We start from the raw sequence: 15,767 nt of genomic DNA, 5'->3' as shown, positions 1-15,767 counted from the left end.
CGCACGTCATGGCAGAACTGATGCCCCAGGAGCGTCTGCAGCCGTCGCTGCTCGATCGTCTCACCGATTTCGATCCTGCGCAGCGCGAGGAGAGCCGGGAGCAGCGCGTCATTACGGCCGCGCGTTTGCGCGAATACGTGACACGCGATATCGCGTGGCTGCTCAACTGCACGCGGCACTGGAGCAGCGACGAGCTGACCGGATTCGCGCAGGTGGGTAATTCCGTACTGAATTTCGGTATCCCCGATCTTGCGGGTGCGGCATTGTCGGGTATCGATGCCGAGCTGTTGCAGGACCGGATCCGTTCGGCGCTGCTCGACTTCGAACCACGCCTGATCGCCAGCACTGTTCAGGTGAGCGTCGAGGTCGACGAAGCGCGCATGGGCAGCCGTTCGCTGCGTTTCCTGATCGAAGCCGACATGTGGGCGAACCCGATGCCGCTTTCTCTCTATCTTCGCACCGACGTCGATCTCGAGACCGGCGAGTTTCACGTGTCGCAACGCTTCGGCTGATCGTCATGGACCCACGACACTTGCGCTACTACAACCGTGAGCTGCAACACGTCCGCGAGATGGGAGCGGAGTTTGCGAGCGAGTATCCGAAGATCGCCGGCCGTCTCGGGATGGAAGGTCTCGATTGCGCCGACCCGTACGTCGAACGGTTGCTCGAAGGCTTCGCGTTTCTGGCGGCGCGCGTGCAAATGAAGCTTGATGCGCAGTATCCGGTGTTCACGCAGCATCTTCTGGAGATGATCTACCCGCATTACCTGACGCCGATTCCATCGATGGCGGTCGTGCAGTTGTATCCGGATCAAGCCGAAGACCTTCCTGCCACCGGACACGCGGTCGCGCGGCACACGGTGTTGCGCGGTCTCACCGGCTTCGGCGAGCGCACGGCGTGCGAATACCGCACCGCGCACGACGTGACGCTGTGGCCGCTCGCGATCACCGAGGCGAGATACCTGGACACACCCGCGGCGCTTGCCGCCGCTGACCTCGTGCCGCCGCCGTCGAAAGCAGGGCAGGTCCGCGCGGGTTTGCGCCTGAAGTTCGCAACGCTTTCCGGCGTGGCGGCGAACACGCTCGCGCTCGACAGCCTGCCGGTTTATCTCGCCGGCGCCGACGATCTGCCGCGATGGCTCTACGAGCAGCTGATGGCCAACCGCATCGGCTATACGGTGCGCGCAACCGCGCCGGATGGGCAAACCATCGAGACACAGCATGACGCGTCGGCGCTACGCGCCAAAGGCTTCGACGAAGAGGACGCGATACTGCCCTACGGTGGCCGTTCGTTCAGCGGTTACCGGCTGTTGCAGGAGTATTTCGCGTGTCCGGAGCGTTTCCTGTTTGCCGAGTTTACGGAGCTGCGCTCGCTGCTCGCACGTTCGCGGGGCAACGAGTTCGAGATCGTGGTGTGGCTCGAGCGCAGCGTGACGCGCCTGCACAACGCGATCGATGCAGGCAACTTCCGCCTGTTCTGCGCGCCGGCAATCAATCTGTTCGAGCGCCGCGCGGACCGTATTCATCTGCAGCAGGGCGACACCGAGTACCACGTGCTCGGCGACCACACCCGGCCGATGGATTTCGAGGTGCATAGCGTGCTGGAAGTGCAGGGCTACGGCGATCGCCAGGAGCCGGAGCAAAGCTTCCTGCCGTTCTATGACAGCACCGCTCGCACATGGCACGGCGGGCAGGCGGCCTTCTACACGCTGCGCCGCGAGCCGCGGCTGATCTCGAGCCGCCAGAAGCAACGTGGCGCACGCTCGAGCTACGTCGGCAGCGAAACGTTTATCGCACTCGTGGATGCCAACGACGCGCCCTATGCGACCACGCTGCGCCAGTTAGGACTGCGGCTGCTGTGCACGAATCGCGATTTGCCGCTGCATATGCCGGTGGGCAAGTCGTACACCGATTTCACGCTCGATACCGACGCGCCCGTGGCGTCGATCCGCTGCGTGGCTGGACCGACCCGGCCACGCGCGCCGACCGCGACCGGCGAATCCGCGTGGCGGCTCATCAGCCACCTGCAGTTGAACTATCTGTCACTGCTCGACGAGGAAGGCGAAACGGGCGCGGCGGCGCTGCGCGAAATGCTCGGCCTGTATCACGACGAGTTCGACGCCGCGACGCGACGGCAGATCGAAGGCATCAAGCATGTCGCGGCGAAGCCCATCACGCGTCGCGTGCCGGTGCCCGGGCCGATCACGTATGGCCGCGGGCTCGAGATCACGCTGAGCTGCGACGATGCCGCTTTTGAAGGCAGCGGCGCATTTCTGCTCGCGTCGGTATTGCAGCATTTCTTTGCGCGCTATGTCTCGCTGAATTCGTTCGCCGAGACGGTGTTGCGCACGCTCGAACGAAACGAGGTGGCCCGATGGCCCGCGAATCCCGGCAAGCGCCCGATCCTGTAGTGCTCGAAGCCGCGTTGCGCGCGAGCCCGGAAGATTTCGAGTTCTTCGAGGCAATGCGCCGTCTCGAATGCGCGTATCCGGAACGGCCGCGGTTCGGTCATTCGACCAGGCCGGCCGAAGATCCTGTGCGTCTCGCCCATGCCGCGGCACTGGAATTTCCGTCGCGCAGCATCGCGCGCTTCGAGGCGGGAAAGGCCGGCCGGCCGGCGCGGCTGGTTGGGCTGTTTCTCGGTTTGTTCGGACCGAACGGGCCGCTGCCGTTGCACCTCACCGAATACGCCGTCGATCGGGAGCGGAACGCGAAAGACCCGACGTTCGTCGCGTTTGCCGACGTGTTTCATCACCGGATGCTGAGCCTCTTCTATCGCGCGTGGGCCGATGCGCAGCCCACCGTGCAGCTGGACCGTCCGGAACAGGATCGGTTTCGCACCTATGTCGGCGCGCTGATCGGCATCGCCACGCCGCACCTCGACGGACGCGACGCACTGCCCGATCAGTACAAGCGCTTTTTCGCCGGGCGTCTGGTGCCGCAAGCGCGCAATGCCGAAGGACTCAGGCGTTTTCTCGAGCACTTCTTCGGTGTGCCGGTGCGTGTGCTCGAGTTCGTCGCCGGGTGGATGCAATTGCCTCGGGACGCGCGTTTGCATATCGGCAAGAGCATGGCCTCGATGGGCCGCGACGCATTGCTCGGCACGCATGTGCGCGGCGCGCAGCAGCGCTTCCGGCTGCGTGTCGGGCCGCTGACCCGCAACGAGTTCAACCGTTTTTTGCCGGGCGGCGACACGCTCCTGCAACTGGTGGCGGCGGTCAAGTTGTATGTGGGCGAAGAGAAGGGCTGGGACGTGCAGCTCGTGCTGAAGAAAGAAGAAGTGCCGCTGACGCATCTGGGTCAGGCGGCCCGCATGGGCTTCAACACGTGGATGGGCCGCTATCCGCAGCACAACGATGCCGACCAGGTCGTGTTGAGCCCGGCCGAGTGAAGTCCGGCGTACGCATGTCCGGGCATCTTTCAACTGAACTGGCGACTGCTTCGCGGCCGCCTCTGCTCATACAGGATTGGAATCATGGCTGAAATAAGTCGTGGCGCCTTGTTCGGCAAGCTCAACGCGCTGGCCTATCGGGGTATCGAAAGCGCTACCGTGTTCTGCAGGCTACGCGGCAACCCGTACGTCGAACTGGCGCACTGGATTCATCAGATCCTGCAGCTGCAGGATTCGGATCTGCATCGCATCGTCAGGCATTTCGGCCTGGATCCGTCGCACCTTGCACGCGACGTCACGGTCGCACTCGAACGTTTGCCGCGCGGCAGTACGAGCATCTCCGATCTGTCGGCCGAGGTGGAAGAAGCGGTCGAGCGCGGCTGGGTATTCGCTACGCTGCTGTTCGGCGAAGCCCAGGTGCGCACCGGCTATCTGATCGTCGGCCTTTTGCGTACGCGACACTTGCGCCACGCATTGCTCGATGTCTCGGGGGAATTCGACAAGCTACGCGCCGAGACGTTGGCCGACGACTTCGCCGGCATCGTCGAAGGCTCGCCGGAAGACGGCCAGCTTGCCACCGACGGGTTTCGTGCCGGCGCGGTTGCGTCCGGCGAGGTTGCGCCGGGCGAGAGCAGCGGTGCGATGGCGCCCGCGCAGATGGGCAGGCAACAGGCGTTGCAGCAGTTCACGGTCGATCTGACCGCGCAGGCGCGCGACGGCAAGATCGACCCGGTGGTGGGCCGCGACGCCGAGATTCGCCAATTGGTCGACGTACTGATGCGCCGGCGCCAGAACAACCCCATGCTGGTCGGCGAAGCGGGCGTCGGCAAGACGGCTGTGGTGGAGGGGTTCGCACTGCGCATTGCGCGTGCCGACGTGCCGCCGCCATTGCGCAACGTGCAGGTACGTGCGCTCGATATCGGCCTGTTGCAGGCCGGCGCGAGCATGAAGGGCGAGTTCGAAAACCGCCTGCGTCAGGTGATCAACGAAGTGCAGTCTTCGCGCAAGCCGATCGTCCTGTTCATCGACGAAGCGCATACGCTGGTGGGCGCGGGCGGTACGGCGGGCACCGGCGACGCGGCGAACCTGCTCAAGCCCGCGCTCGCGCGCGGCAATCTGCGCACGATCGGCGCGACCACCTGGGCCGAATACCGCAAGCACATCGAGAAGGATCCGGCGCTGACGCGACGTTTCCAGCCCGTGCAGGTGGACGAACCGAGCGAAGAGAAGACCATCCTGATGATGCGCGGTACCGCGAGCGTGATGGAGCAGCATCATCGTGTGCAGATTCTCGACGAAGCGCTCGAAGCAGCCGTCAAGTTGTCGCATCGCTATATTCCCGCGCGTCAGTTGCCGGACAAGGCCGTGAGCCTGCTCGATACGGCGTGCGCGCGTGTCGCGATCAGCCAGCACGCGGTGCCGGCGAAAATCGACGACACACTCAAGCGGATCGAGGCGCTGCAGACCGAGCAGACGATCATCGCGCGCGAGAAAAGCGTCGGCATGGAGGTGGAGGCTCGCGAGTCGCTGGCTTCAGCGACGCTCGAAGCGGAACGGCTGCGGTTGCAGCAGTTCGAAGCCGCGTGGGACAACGAGAAATCGCTGGTCCAGCAGATTCTGGCGTTGCGCGCGCGGCTAGGAGGCGAGGCCGCGCCGGGCGAGAGCGCCGGCAGTGCGCGGGAACCGACCGCGCACGGCGACGCGAAGTCCGACGCATCGACCAACTCGTTCGCGCCGCCGGCGCTCGACGATGACACGAGGGCAGAGGTGCTCGCCGAGTTGAAACAACTGCAGGCGCAGCTCGCCGAGCGGCAGGGCGAAAACCCGCTGATCCTGGCGAATGTCGACTACCAGGCGGTCGCGTCGGTCGTCGCTGACTGGACCGGCATTCCGGTCGGGCGCATGGTCCGTAGCGAACTGCGGACCGTGATGAATCTCGCCGACCTGATGTGCGAGCGCGTCGTCGGTCAGGACCACGCGATGGAGATGATCGCCAGGCGCATCCAGACATCGCGCGCCGGTCTCGACAACCCCAACCGTCCGATCGGCGTGTTCATGCTCGCCGGCACGTCGGGCGTCGGCAAGACCGAGACCGCGCTGGCGCTCGCCGAGGCGCTGTACGGTGGCGAGCACAACCTGATCACGATCAACATGAGCGAGTTTCAGGAAGCGCACACGGTTTCGACGCTGAAGGGCGCGCCGCCAGGCTATGTCGGTTATGGCGAAGGCGGAGTGCTGACCGAGGCCGTGCGGCGTAAGCCATATTCGGTGGTGCTGCTCGACGAAGTGGAGAAAGCGCATCCCGATGTCCACGAGATCTTCTTTCAGGTGTTCGACAAGGGTGTGATGGATGACGGTGAAGGCTGACCTTGCCCCTGTTTCGCGAATCCCATAGCTGAGAGATTTATGCGGCTCGCCCCTGTTGAGCGGCGAACCAGTTTTTCTCGAACGTCATGGGGCTGACGTAATCGAGCGTCGAGTGTAGCCGGCGCGAATTATAAAAGCCAAGCCAGTCGACGATTTCATCCATTGCCGCACGCCGGGTCGCAAAGTGCCGGCCATGCAGGCGTGCAACTTTCAACGAACCCCACAGGCTTTCGGTCGGTGCATTGTCCCAGCAGTCGCCGCGCCGACTCATCGACGAGCGCATGCCGTAGGCCTTCAGCGTGTCCTGGAACAGCCCGCTGCAATACTGGCTACCCCGGTCGCTATGGACGATGACGCCAGCCTCTGGACGGCGCCGGAACCACGCCATACGCAGCGCATCGGTGACCAGTTCCGCTTTCATGTGTGGCTGCATCGACCAGCCCACCACCTGCCTGCTGAACAGGTCAATGATGACCGCCAGATAAACCCAGCCTTCAGCCGTCGCACAGTACGTGATGTCGCTCGTCCAGACCTGGTTCGGCGCCGTTGCTGTGAAGTTACGCTCCAACAAGTTCGGCGCCACCGGCAGGTTGTGATTCGAGTTCGTCGTCGCGATGTACTTGCGCTTGTGTCGGGCACGGATGCCATGCTGCGCCATCAGCTTGCGAACACGCTCCTTGCCCACGCGCACGCCGCGCGCAACGAGCTCTTTCCACATGCGCGGCCAGCCATATTCGCCCTTGACCTGCACGTGAATTGCCTTGATGTGCGCGAGCAGGGCATCGTTGCTGATACGGCATCTGTGCGGCTTGTCATCACCGCTGCGCTGCTGACGCTGATGATATCCACTGGGACTGATTCCCAGTACTTCGCACAGCATCGAGACTGGCCAGTGGCGTCGATTCCGGTCGATGAACGCGCACTTCACATCAATTCCCTTGCGAAGTACGCCGCCGCTTTTTTTGTGATGTCGAGCTCCATCTTCAGGCGAGACACTTCCGCCCTCAACCGCGCCAGTTCCATCTGCTCGGGACTGACCGGCTTCGCCCCGGCTCCGACCAGTTTGCCTTCCCTGTCCGCCTTGACCCAGTTGTGAAGGGTCTGCTGCACCACGCCCAGCGTCGCCGACACCGCAGCCAAACTCTGGCCGTTCTTTACCAGTCGGACCGCTTCCAGTTTAAATTCGAGCGTGTACTGCGCCCGCTTTGCCTTGACCGTCATCGTTTCCTCTCCTTGCTTGAGCTTACACACTCAGCAAGGGATTCGTTTTTCGGGGGCAAGCTCAGACCGCTCGATCAATTTCAGGAACACCTTGATCCTGCTGACCACGAACGTCGGCACGGATCTGATCGCCGGCCTGTGCCAGGACCCGGAGCTGATGCCGGATGCGCAGGGCCTCGCCAAAGCGCTGCGCGAACCGTTGCTCGAGGTGTTTCCCCCCGCGCTGCTAGGCCGGCTCGTGCCGATCCCTTACTTCCCGCTCAGTGGCGCGATGCTCGCGAAGATCGTGAGACTGCAACTGGACCGCATCAAGCGGCGTATCGAGGATCGCTATCGCGTGCCGCTCGACTATGACGACGCCGTGGCGCAACTGGTCGTGAGTCGCTGCACGGAGAGCGAATCGGGTGGCCGGATGATCGATGCGATTCTGACCAACACGATGTTGCCTGCGATCAGCCGCGAGTTTCTCGCACGCATGATCGACGGCGTCGCGATCGAGCGGGTTGGCGTGAGCGTCGAGGACGGCGATTTTGCGTATCGCTTCGACGAGTGTGCGCCGCTCATCGCCGCGATTCCCGGCATTCCTGATTAGTGTGACCGGGGCGCCACGCGCCGAGGCGGTCGAAAGAAATTGACCTTTACGAGGAGTTCAAAACGTGAAAGCTATTCCAAAGATAATTCATATTATCTGGATTGGCGGCGATATCCCGCAACGAAACCGCGATTGCATCATAACGTTTCCAAGGTTGAACCCCGATTGGGAGGTGAATCTCTGGATTGACGCCAATCAGTTACTGACAGGCGAACGTCGCCGCCAGATCAGCGTACAACACAATGCCAGCACTACGCCGAACCAATGGGATGAGGTGGCTCAACGTCTGGGTCAGGACGGGGACGATTCGGCAACGATGAGATATCTGAATCAGTATCTGAACATGCGCGGCGAGGATTTGCGTGGAATGCGGGGCCGGCAGGTCAACTCGATCATAAACTTCTGCGAGCAGAACAGGCTCAAGCTGCGCGAGGTGCAGCATGATTTAAAGATGGGTAAGAACTCTACGATTTACCGACGCGAATTGGTCAATCGCGGAGCCAACTTCGGTTCGGCCAGCGATATTCTGCGAATCGAGATTCTTCTTCAGCATGGCGGTCTCTATGTCGATACCGACGTCAGCCGCGTCAGTCCCTTGGGGGAGATCATCTGCCACCAGTCTTACCCGCGATTCTCCGCCGTGCATCCCGCCTGGTATCAGGGAATAAGCGAGAGCGACTGGGTGAATCCAAACTGGTGGGAACAGCACGTCAGAGGCGACCAGACGCCATCGATCAGCAACTCGATCATTGCGAGTCACGCTGGCAGCGGTGGCTTGAAGTCCTACAAATCGCTCATACACAGCAACTTCAGATCGATCAAGACCAGCGATGATCTGCGAACAGAATATATGAATGACGTCCGGACGAGCACGATCAGAATGACGGGACCAACGGCAGCAGCGCAGAGTTCAGGCTTCAAAAAGGTCCGGGACAAAATGTTCGAGGAGCAAGTCCGCACTCAGACCTCGGATCAGAAACTGCAGAACAATCTTTTCATGCGAGATAACTGGTACTTCCCCATGCACAAGGTCACGGACAGTTACTTTCACGATTGGCTTGGCGTATGAGTTCTTCGAGCGAATCCGGGATCACGTCAATATCGGGTTGATCCATAACACGCAGGACGACCGTCCCGTGGTCGCGAACGACCCGGTGGACAATTCGCGGCAACTGGTCAATAAGGGTTCGGATCCGCTCACTCAGGAGACCTATAAGGAGACCTATATCAAATTCATTTGCGCCATGGCGAAGGAATAGATCGCGTGGGCCGGGTGTTCTGTTTGCCAAAGGGCGTACTAATCGCGCCGGGAGATGGAGCGATGCCAGCAGGCAAAAACCGTCAACCTGGAGGCGTCCGGTTCGCAACAGCGGCGCCGATACCGGTTCGATCACCGCGCTGCGGCTTTCCGTCCAGTACGACTTACCCGCAACGTAAAGAAGGTTCGCAGATCACGTCATGGCCCACGCAATCACACTCACTTCCAGTCTCGGCAGCAGTCTCCTGTTCGCAAACATGACCGCGACCGAGTCGCTCGGTCGGCTGTTTTCATATCGGCTCGAAGCGATCAGCAAGAACGCGGAAGTCGATCTGCGTTCGCTGCTAGGCACGCCGATGACGGTGAAGCTTGTCACGCCGCAAGGCTATACGCGCTACTTCAACGCGATTGTCCGCGAAGGCGAGCAAGGCGGCTTCGTCAACATCGACAACGTGCGCTATGCGGTCTACACGTTCACGCTCGTGCCGAAACCGTGGTTGGCGACGCGCAGACGCGACTGCCGCATCTATCGAAGCATGAGTGTGCCGCAGATCGTCCAGTCGGTACTTGGCGACATCGGCTATAGCGATCTGAAGGTGAGCCTCAGCGGTAGCTATCCGCCGCGCGACTATTGCGTGCAGTACCGCGAAAGCGACTTCGACTTCGTCAGCCGGCTGATGGAGCAGGAAGGCATCTACTACTTCTTCACGCATACGCAGAGCACGCACACGATGGTGCTCGCCGATGCGCTCGGCGCGCACTCGAGCGTGGCTGGCTTCGAGCAGATTCCCTATGCGCCGCCGATCGGGCGGGGCAAGCGCATGAAGGCGTCGATCAGCGACTGGGCGACCTCTCGCGCGGTCAACGCGACGAAGGTGCAGCTCGACGACTACGACTATCTGAAGCCGAAAGCATCGCTGCTTGCCACCGAAGAGCTGACCGACATGGAGGACGCGCACAACGTGAGCGGCCTCGACATCTACGACTATGCGTACGACTACGTTGGCTACGACGAGCGTCTGTCGGACGGCCAGCGCTACGCGCAGGTGCGCGCGGATGCGTTGAATGTGCCGCTCGCGATGAGCGCCGGCCACACCGACGCCTGTGGTCTCGCCACGGGTGCGCTGTTCAGGCTCAAGGACTTTCCGCTTGCCGACGCGAATCACGAATACCTCGTGATCGACGCGGTGACGCGCCTCGTCGAGCCGGACTACTCGGCGGGCGGCGGTGGAGACGATGGCGAGGCGCCGTTCAAGTGCGGCTTCAAGGCGATCCGCAGCCGCCAGCTATTTCGCACGATGCCGACGACGCCGCGTCCGGTGATCGCTGGCCTGCATACGGCGGTGGTGTACGGCGATACGCCCGAAGACATCGCCGTCGACAAATACGGCCGCGTGCAGGTCACGTTCTTCTGGAATCGTCAGGGCAAACCGAACGCGCGGAACTCGTGCCCGGTGCGGGTCGCGCAGATGTGGGCCGGCAAGCGCTGGGGCGCGCAGTTCATCCCGCGCGTCGGACAGGAAGTGGTGGTCAGCTTTCTCGACGGCAATCCGGACCGGCCGCTGATCATCGGCAGTGTCTACAACGCCGACAACATGCCGCCGTACAACCTGCCGGACAACAAGACCCAAAGCGGTGTGAAAAGCCGCAGCCACGAAGGTGGCGGTAGTGACGACTACAACGAGATCCGCTTCGAAGACCGGATGGGCCGCGAGCAGGTGCTGATTCACGCGCAAAAGGATCTGCGCGAAGAGTCGGAGCACGACCACGATGTACAGGTCGCGCGCAACTACACGCTGACGGCGGGCAACCAGATCAGGCTGGTCACCGGACTTGCCAGCATCACGATGAACAGCACCGGCGAGATCGCGATTCAAGGCACCAGCATCTCGCTTAACGGAGAGATGAACGTGACGATGGCATCGGGTCTTGCGATGGAGATCAACTCGAAAGCGAATCTGAACATGAGTTCGATCGCGGCGATGGAAATCCTGTCCGAGGCCGATTGCCTCGTGCAGTCCACCAACCTGCAGTTGATCGGGACCGCGACGGCGGTACTGGGCGGCGCGGCTCCGATGATCTTATGAGCACGCCGTCGATTGTCGAAGCAGCGCGCCAGATGCGGCTTTCCACGCGCGCGCAAGCGTGCCTGCGGCCGTCGATGGCGGCGCGTTCGGCGGTGCAGACATTGCTCGACGCCGGACATTCAGCCGATGCGTTGAGCCTGCTTGGTCGTCTGCTGCCGCGCCGTTATGCGGTGGCGTGGGCGTGCCAGTGCTGCCGCCGTCAGACGCTCGACGAACACGACCGCGCAGGTCTCGAACTCGCGGAAGCGTGGGTGCGCGATCCCATGGAAGCGCAACGCGCCGCGGCGCTAGCGTTCGCGAAGACGCATCGCTACCGGACGATCGGCGCATGGACGGCTGCCGCCGCAGGTTGGTCGGGCGGCAACCTGAATCCGGAGCACGAGCGGCCGACGCCGCCGCCGGAGCATCTGACGGCGATCGCGGCGACGGCCGCGGTGAGCTACATGGCCGCGCTGGTGCCCGCGCGGTTCGATGCACGCCGTGCCGCGTTCGTGCGCGATGCGCTGGGCCTGCTGAGTGTTCCTGAAGGTATCGATGGAGGTATGCAATGAGCGCCGCGCAGAGGCTGATTCTCTCGATAGAAGGCGAGGGGACTGGCGGCTTCGACGCAAGCCGCGAGCAGGTGTTCGACTGCCGCGATGGCAGCATCGGCCGTTCCGACGAGTGCGACTGGGTGCTGGGCACGGAAGGCGTGTCGCGTCTGCACGCGCTGGTGCGCTACCTGAACGGCATGTATTTCATCGAGGACCGCAGCACGAACGGCATGTCGCTGAACGGCGCGCCACTGCGAAAAGGCGATCCGGCCGCCCTGAAGCAAGGCGACCGCTTGCAGATCGACACGTTCGATGTCAGCGTGCGCTTGAGCGGCAACGGTGCGACCGAACCGGACCCGCGGGCCGGCTCGGTCGATCCGGGGCGCACCGCGTCTTTCGTTGCTGCCGCGCCGGCCCCTGCCTGCGCACCGGCGCCTGCGCCTGCGCAAAACAGGGGTCCGCTGGACCTGAGCCTGCTGCTCGCGCCACGGCGCGCCACCCCGGCGCAGGAGCATGCGGGCGAGGCCGAAGGCCTGATTCCGGGCGTCGCCGATGGATCGGCGCCGGGTGCGAGTCTCGATCCACTCGCGTTGTTCGATGTGCCATCGTCCTACGCCGACGAACCGCTGCCTCGCGTATCGTCCGCGCCCGGTTGGAACCACACGCCTGCGGCGGCCGACCGCTTCCGGCCGCCGCAGGCCGAGGCAGCACGGCTTGGCGGGCCCGTGCTCCCGGAAGACTGGGACGCGAGCGCGAGCCTGGTCGCCGCGCGTTCCGGGCAGGGGCGGTTCGAACCTTCTGAAGATGTGTCCATGACGACTGGCGGGATCCCGGCGCTTGTGCCCGCACCGTCGCCGGACACAACACCCGTCGTGATCGCTGCGGCAGTTGCAGCGCCGGCAGTGCCTGCGGTTCCGACCGCTCCGCTCGCCTCTGCCGCCCCGTCGCCCGCCGGCGAAGACGCTCCCGAATTGATGGAAATGTTCCACATCGCCGTCGACGCGATGATGGACGTGCTACGCGCGCGCGCCGAACTGAAGAACAGCTTCCGGCTGCCCGCGACGTTGATCCAGCGTTCTGAAAACAACCCGTTGAAGTTCGCGCCGACCGCGCAGGAAGCCGTCATGAGGCTGCTCGCGCCGCCCGATGGCGGCTTCCTCCGCGGCAACGCCGCGCTGAACGATGCCGCCGACGACATCCGCAATCACCAGATGGCGATGCTTGCTGGCGTGCGTTCCGCGTTTCAGTCGCTGCTCGCGCATTTCGATCCGGCGAAGATCGAACGGGAAGCCGAAGGGAGCGTGCGCCGTTTGCCGCTCGGTGGCCGGCCGCGTCACTGGGAGCGCTACAAGGAACAGTTTGAAGAAGTCACGAGCAATCCCGATGAATGCTTCAGGCGGCTTTTCGGCGATGAATTCGCGCGCGCCTACGAAGAACAGCTCGGACGCCTGAAAAGGCGGCGCAACGAGCCAACGTAACCAGCCAACGCGACCCGCCGGCGTAACGCGGTGCGGCGAGGCCCGAGGCCGTCGCGACCCGCACTCGTCGCGCGACGTGTGACAACCCCTATCCGGTTCACCGACATGACCCAGAGCAACAAGGTGGTATGGAGCGAAGGCCTGTTCCTCAGGCCGCAGCACATGCAGCAGCAGGAACGCTATTTCGAGCGTTACGTGGAGCTGCGCGCGGGCAATCTGCGTCCGCACGCATGGGGCTTTCACGAACTCGAACTGGAAAGCGATCTGCTCGCAATCGGCAAGCTCGGCATCAAGCGCGCACGCGGCGTGTTTCCCGACGGCACGCCGTTCGCAATGCCCGGCGATGATCCACTGCCGCCGCCGCTCGATATCGATGCGAACTGGCGCGACCAGATCGTTCATCTAACCTTGCCGCTGCGTTCGCCCACGCAGCCGGACAGCGCATGGCCCGGCGCCGGCAGCGATCAACTGTTCCGCTATCGCGTGCGCGAAGCCGAAGTGCGCGATGCGTCGGGCAGCATGGAAGGCGTCACCGCGCTCGAAGTTGCGGGCATGAGCACACGTCTGTTACCCGAATTGCAGCCGATGGAAGGCCTGATGCGGATTCCGTTGGCACGGGTCGTCGAATGCCGCGCCGATCGGCGGGTGATCCTCGACGATGGCTTCGTGCCGACCGCGCAGAGCACCGAAGCGGCCGGTCGGCTCGTCACCTTCCTGTCCGAGCTGCTAGGTCTGCTGCATCAGCGCGGCGAGGCGCTCGCAGGACGTGTGAGCGAGACCGATCGCGGCGGTGCCGCGGAAATCGCGGACTTTCTGCTGCTGCAGGTGATCAACCGCTATCAGCCGCTCGTCGCGCATCTTGCCGAGGCGCCGCTGCTGCACCCCGAAGCGCTTTACCGGCTGCTGCTCGAACTGGCCGGCGAGCTGGCTACATTCACGACGCCGGGCAAGCGCGCGCAGGCTTTTCCGCCGTATCGGCACGAACTGCTGCGCGAAAGCTTCGAGCCGGTGATCGCGGCGCTGCGCATCGCGTTGAGCGCGGTGCTCGAACAGAGTGCTGTCGCGATTCCGCTGCAGCAGCGCAAGTATGGCGTGTGGGTCGGCATGGTGCCCGATCTCACGCTGCTCGATACGGCGAGCTTCGTGCTCGCCGCGAAGGCCGACCTGAAGTCCGAAGACATGCGCCGGCAACTGCCGACTCAATCGAAGATCGGTCCTGTCGAAAAGATCCGCGATCTGGTGAACCTGCAACTGCCGGGCATCGGCGTATCGCCGATGGCGGTCGCGCCGCGCCAGTTGCCCTACATGTCGGGCTTCCTCTATTTCGAGTGCGACAGAAACTCGCCGATGTGGCGCATGTTGAAGACGTCCGGCGGCATCGCGATGCACTTCGGTAGCGGCTTCGCCGGTCTCGACCTGCAACTGTGGGCGGTACGCGCATGAATACCACCAACGACCGTTCCGCCGACGCAACCCGGCGCGGCGATGCGACGATGGTGCGCCCGCAGCGCGCCGTCAACACCGATCCCAACGCCGATCTCAACACCGACGCCGGCGAGCTCACGCGCATCGTGCGGCCGGCATCGCCCACTTCGCGCGTGATGCCGGCAAACCGGCCATCGCAGCCGCCTGGCCCGCCGCCGCTGCGCGCCGAGCTGGGCGACTTCCTGAGCGGTGTCGCCAATCCGCTCGTCCGTGCGGCCAATCCGCTGCTGCTGCTGACGGTGCAATTGCGGCACAGCGTTGCGCCGCCCGCCGACGTCGGCCGTCTGCGCGAACAGGCGGTCGCACAGGTGCGCAGCTTCGAGCGCTACGCACAGGGCGCGGGCATCGACACGCAAACCATCGTGGCAGCGCGCTACGTGCTATGCACGATGCTCGACGAGTCGGTGAATAACGCGCCGTGGGGCGACCTGAGCGGCTGGGCGCAAAAGACGCTGCTCGTGACATTCCACGGCGAGGCCTACGGTGGCGCGAAGTTCTTCCAGATTCTCGATCGCCTGAGCGTCGACTTCTCGCGCCATCTCGATCTGATCGAGCTGATGTACATCTGTCTCGCGCTGGGCTTCGGCGGACGCTATCTCGTGGAACCAGGCGGCCTCGCGCGCCTGGCCGACATTCAGGACGATCTCTATCGGCGCATTCGCGGGCTGCGCGAAGCGCCCGCTGCGGAACTGGCGCCGCATTGGCGCGGCGTCGAAGACCGCCGCAATCCGGTGATGCGGCATGTGCCGATGTGGGTCGCCGCGTCGGCTGCGGCCGTCGTGCTGCTGGGTGCATTCCTGGTGTTTTTCACGAAGCTCAACGCGCTCGCTGCGCCAGTCGGCGCACAGCTTGCCGCGATCGGCCTCGAGAACACGCCGCCGCCGCAAACCGTCGCGACGCCCGCGCCCACGGCCGCGCGCGTGACGCTCAAGCAACTGCTCGCGCCACAGGAACAGGCCGGCCAGTTGAGCGTCGACGAACAACCCGATGGCCGCGACACGGTGCGTCTCGCCGCCGCCGAACTGTTCCCGTCGGGCGGCGCCGACATCGCGCCCGACGTGGTGTCGCTCCTGCACCGGATCACGTCGGCGCTGAATCAGGTGAAGGGCAGGGTGATCGTCGTCGGCCACACCGACGACCAGCCCGTGCGTTCGCTGACTTTCAAGGACAACTTCGCGCTGTCGACGGCGCGCGCGCAGAACACGCAGCAGATTCTCGCGCAGGGGCTCGACGATCCGCATCGTCTCGAAGCGAGCGGCGCTGGCTCGTCGCAGCCGATCGCGACGCCGGCCGATCTGCCGGCGAACCGCACGCGCAACCGTCGCGTGGAAATCCTGTTTATCCCGGAGCACTGAA

At 63.8% G+C, this 15,767-nt stretch carries 11 protein-coding genes and 1 pseudogene; 11 read left to right on the top strand and 1 reads right to left on the bottom strand.

Annotated elements, in window-relative coordinates; all coding sequences use genetic code 11:
* The first annotated feature begins 8 nt into the window (after positions 1–8).
* From tssE to tssH, 4 genes are all read left to right on the top strand, one after another.
* Positions 9–512 carry a type VI secretion system baseplate subunit TssE gene (gene tssE, locus OKW38_RS11565; RefSeq protein WP_429357088.1) on the top strand — a complete coding sequence of 168 codons (504 nt, stop codon included), beginning with the start codon at positions 9–11 and terminating at the stop codon, positions 510–512.
* A 5-nt stretch (positions 513–517) separates the two neighbouring features.
* The gene (gene tssF, locus OKW38_RS11560; RefSeq protein ID WP_429361546.1) at positions 518–2,410 is read left to right on the top strand and encodes a type VI secretion system baseplate subunit TssF; all 1,893 of its coding nucleotides are present in this window, start codon (positions 518–520) and stop codon (positions 2,408–2,410) included.
* A complete protein-coding gene (gene tssG / locus OKW38_RS11555) occupies positions 2,374–3,390 on the top strand; it encodes a type VI secretion system baseplate subunit TssG (RefSeq protein ID WP_090804258.1) in 1,017 nt (338 codons plus the stop codon). The genes tssF and tssG overlap by 37 nt, the downstream gene beginning before the upstream one ends.
* A gap of 84 nt (positions 3,391–3,474) precedes the next feature.
* Positions 3,475–5,757, top strand: a complete 2,283-nt coding sequence (tssH, locus tag OKW38_RS11550) for a type VI secretion system ATPase TssH (protein ID WP_429361544.1) — start codon at positions 3,475–3,477, stop codon at positions 5,755–5,757.
* Positions 5,758–5,794: 37 nt separating this feature from the next.
* Here the strand turns inward: tssH and OKW38_RS11545 are convergent.
* Positions 5,795–6,978 (bottom strand): IS3 family transposase gene (locus tag OKW38_RS11545; RefSeq protein WP_429359704.1). Its coding sequence is split into 2 segments (ribosomal slippage): positions 5,795–6,723 and positions 6,723–6,978, totalling 1,185 coding nucleotides; the frame shifts between segments, so codons are not numbered across the junction.
* Positions 6,979–7,045: 67 nt separating this feature from the next.
* On the opposite strand from OKW38_RS11545, the pseudogene OKW38_RS11540 reads away from it, so the two are divergent.
* The 7 genes and pseudogenes from OKW38_RS11540 to icmH all read left to right on the top strand — a co-directional run.
* A pseudogene (locus OKW38_RS11540) lies at positions 7,046–7,570 on the top strand (type VI secretion system ATPase TssH); the annotation flags it as partial.
* Between the two features lie 64 nt (positions 7,571–7,634).
* Entirely contained in the window at positions 7,635–8,639 is a 1,005-nt protein-coding gene (locus OKW38_RS11535; protein WP_429361542.1) for a TcdA/TcdB catalytic glycosyltransferase domain-containing protein, read from the top strand.
* A 389-nt stretch (positions 8,640–9,028) separates the two neighbouring features.
* Complete coding sequence (gene tssI / locus OKW38_RS11530) at positions 9,029–10,915, top strand: type VI secretion system tip protein TssI/VgrG (protein WP_429361540.1); 1,887 nt, start codon at positions 9,029–9,031, stop codon at positions 10,913–10,915.
* Positions 10,912–11,466, top strand: a complete 555-nt coding sequence (locus OKW38_RS11525; RefSeq protein WP_429361538.1) for a DUF6931 family protein — start codon at positions 10,912–10,914, stop codon at positions 11,464–11,466. Before tssI ends, OKW38_RS11525 begins: the two co-directional genes overlap by 4 nt.
* On the top strand, positions 11,463–12,926 hold the full coding sequence (gene tagH, locus OKW38_RS11520) for a type VI secretion system-associated FHA domain protein TagH (RefSeq protein ID WP_429361536.1): 1,464 nt from the start codon (positions 11,463–11,465) through the stop codon (positions 12,924–12,926). Before OKW38_RS11525 ends, tagH begins: the two co-directional genes overlap by 4 nt.
* 105 nt (positions 12,927–13,031) lie before the next feature.
* Entirely contained in the window at positions 13,032–14,369 is a 1,338-nt protein-coding gene (gene tssK / locus OKW38_RS11515) for a type VI secretion system baseplate subunit TssK (RefSeq protein ID WP_429361534.1), read from the top strand.
* Complete coding sequence (gene icmH, locus OKW38_RS11510; RefSeq protein ID WP_429361533.1) at positions 14,366–15,766, top strand: type IVB secretion system protein IcmH/DotU; 1,401 nt, start codon at positions 14,366–14,368, stop codon at positions 15,764–15,766. The genes tssK and icmH overlap by 4 nt, the downstream gene beginning before the upstream one ends.
* Position 15,767 lies beyond the last annotated feature (1 nt).

The sequence above is a fragment of the Paraburkholderia sp. MM5496-R1 genome (genome assembly GCF_050436205.1).
In the GTDB taxonomy this organism is placed as follows: domain Bacteria; phylum Pseudomonadota; class Gammaproteobacteria; order Burkholderiales; family Burkholderiaceae; genus Paraburkholderia; species Paraburkholderia tuberum.
The sequence above is the reverse complement of the archived record's forward strand: the minus strand, read 5'-3'. Positions and strand labels throughout refer to the sequence as shown.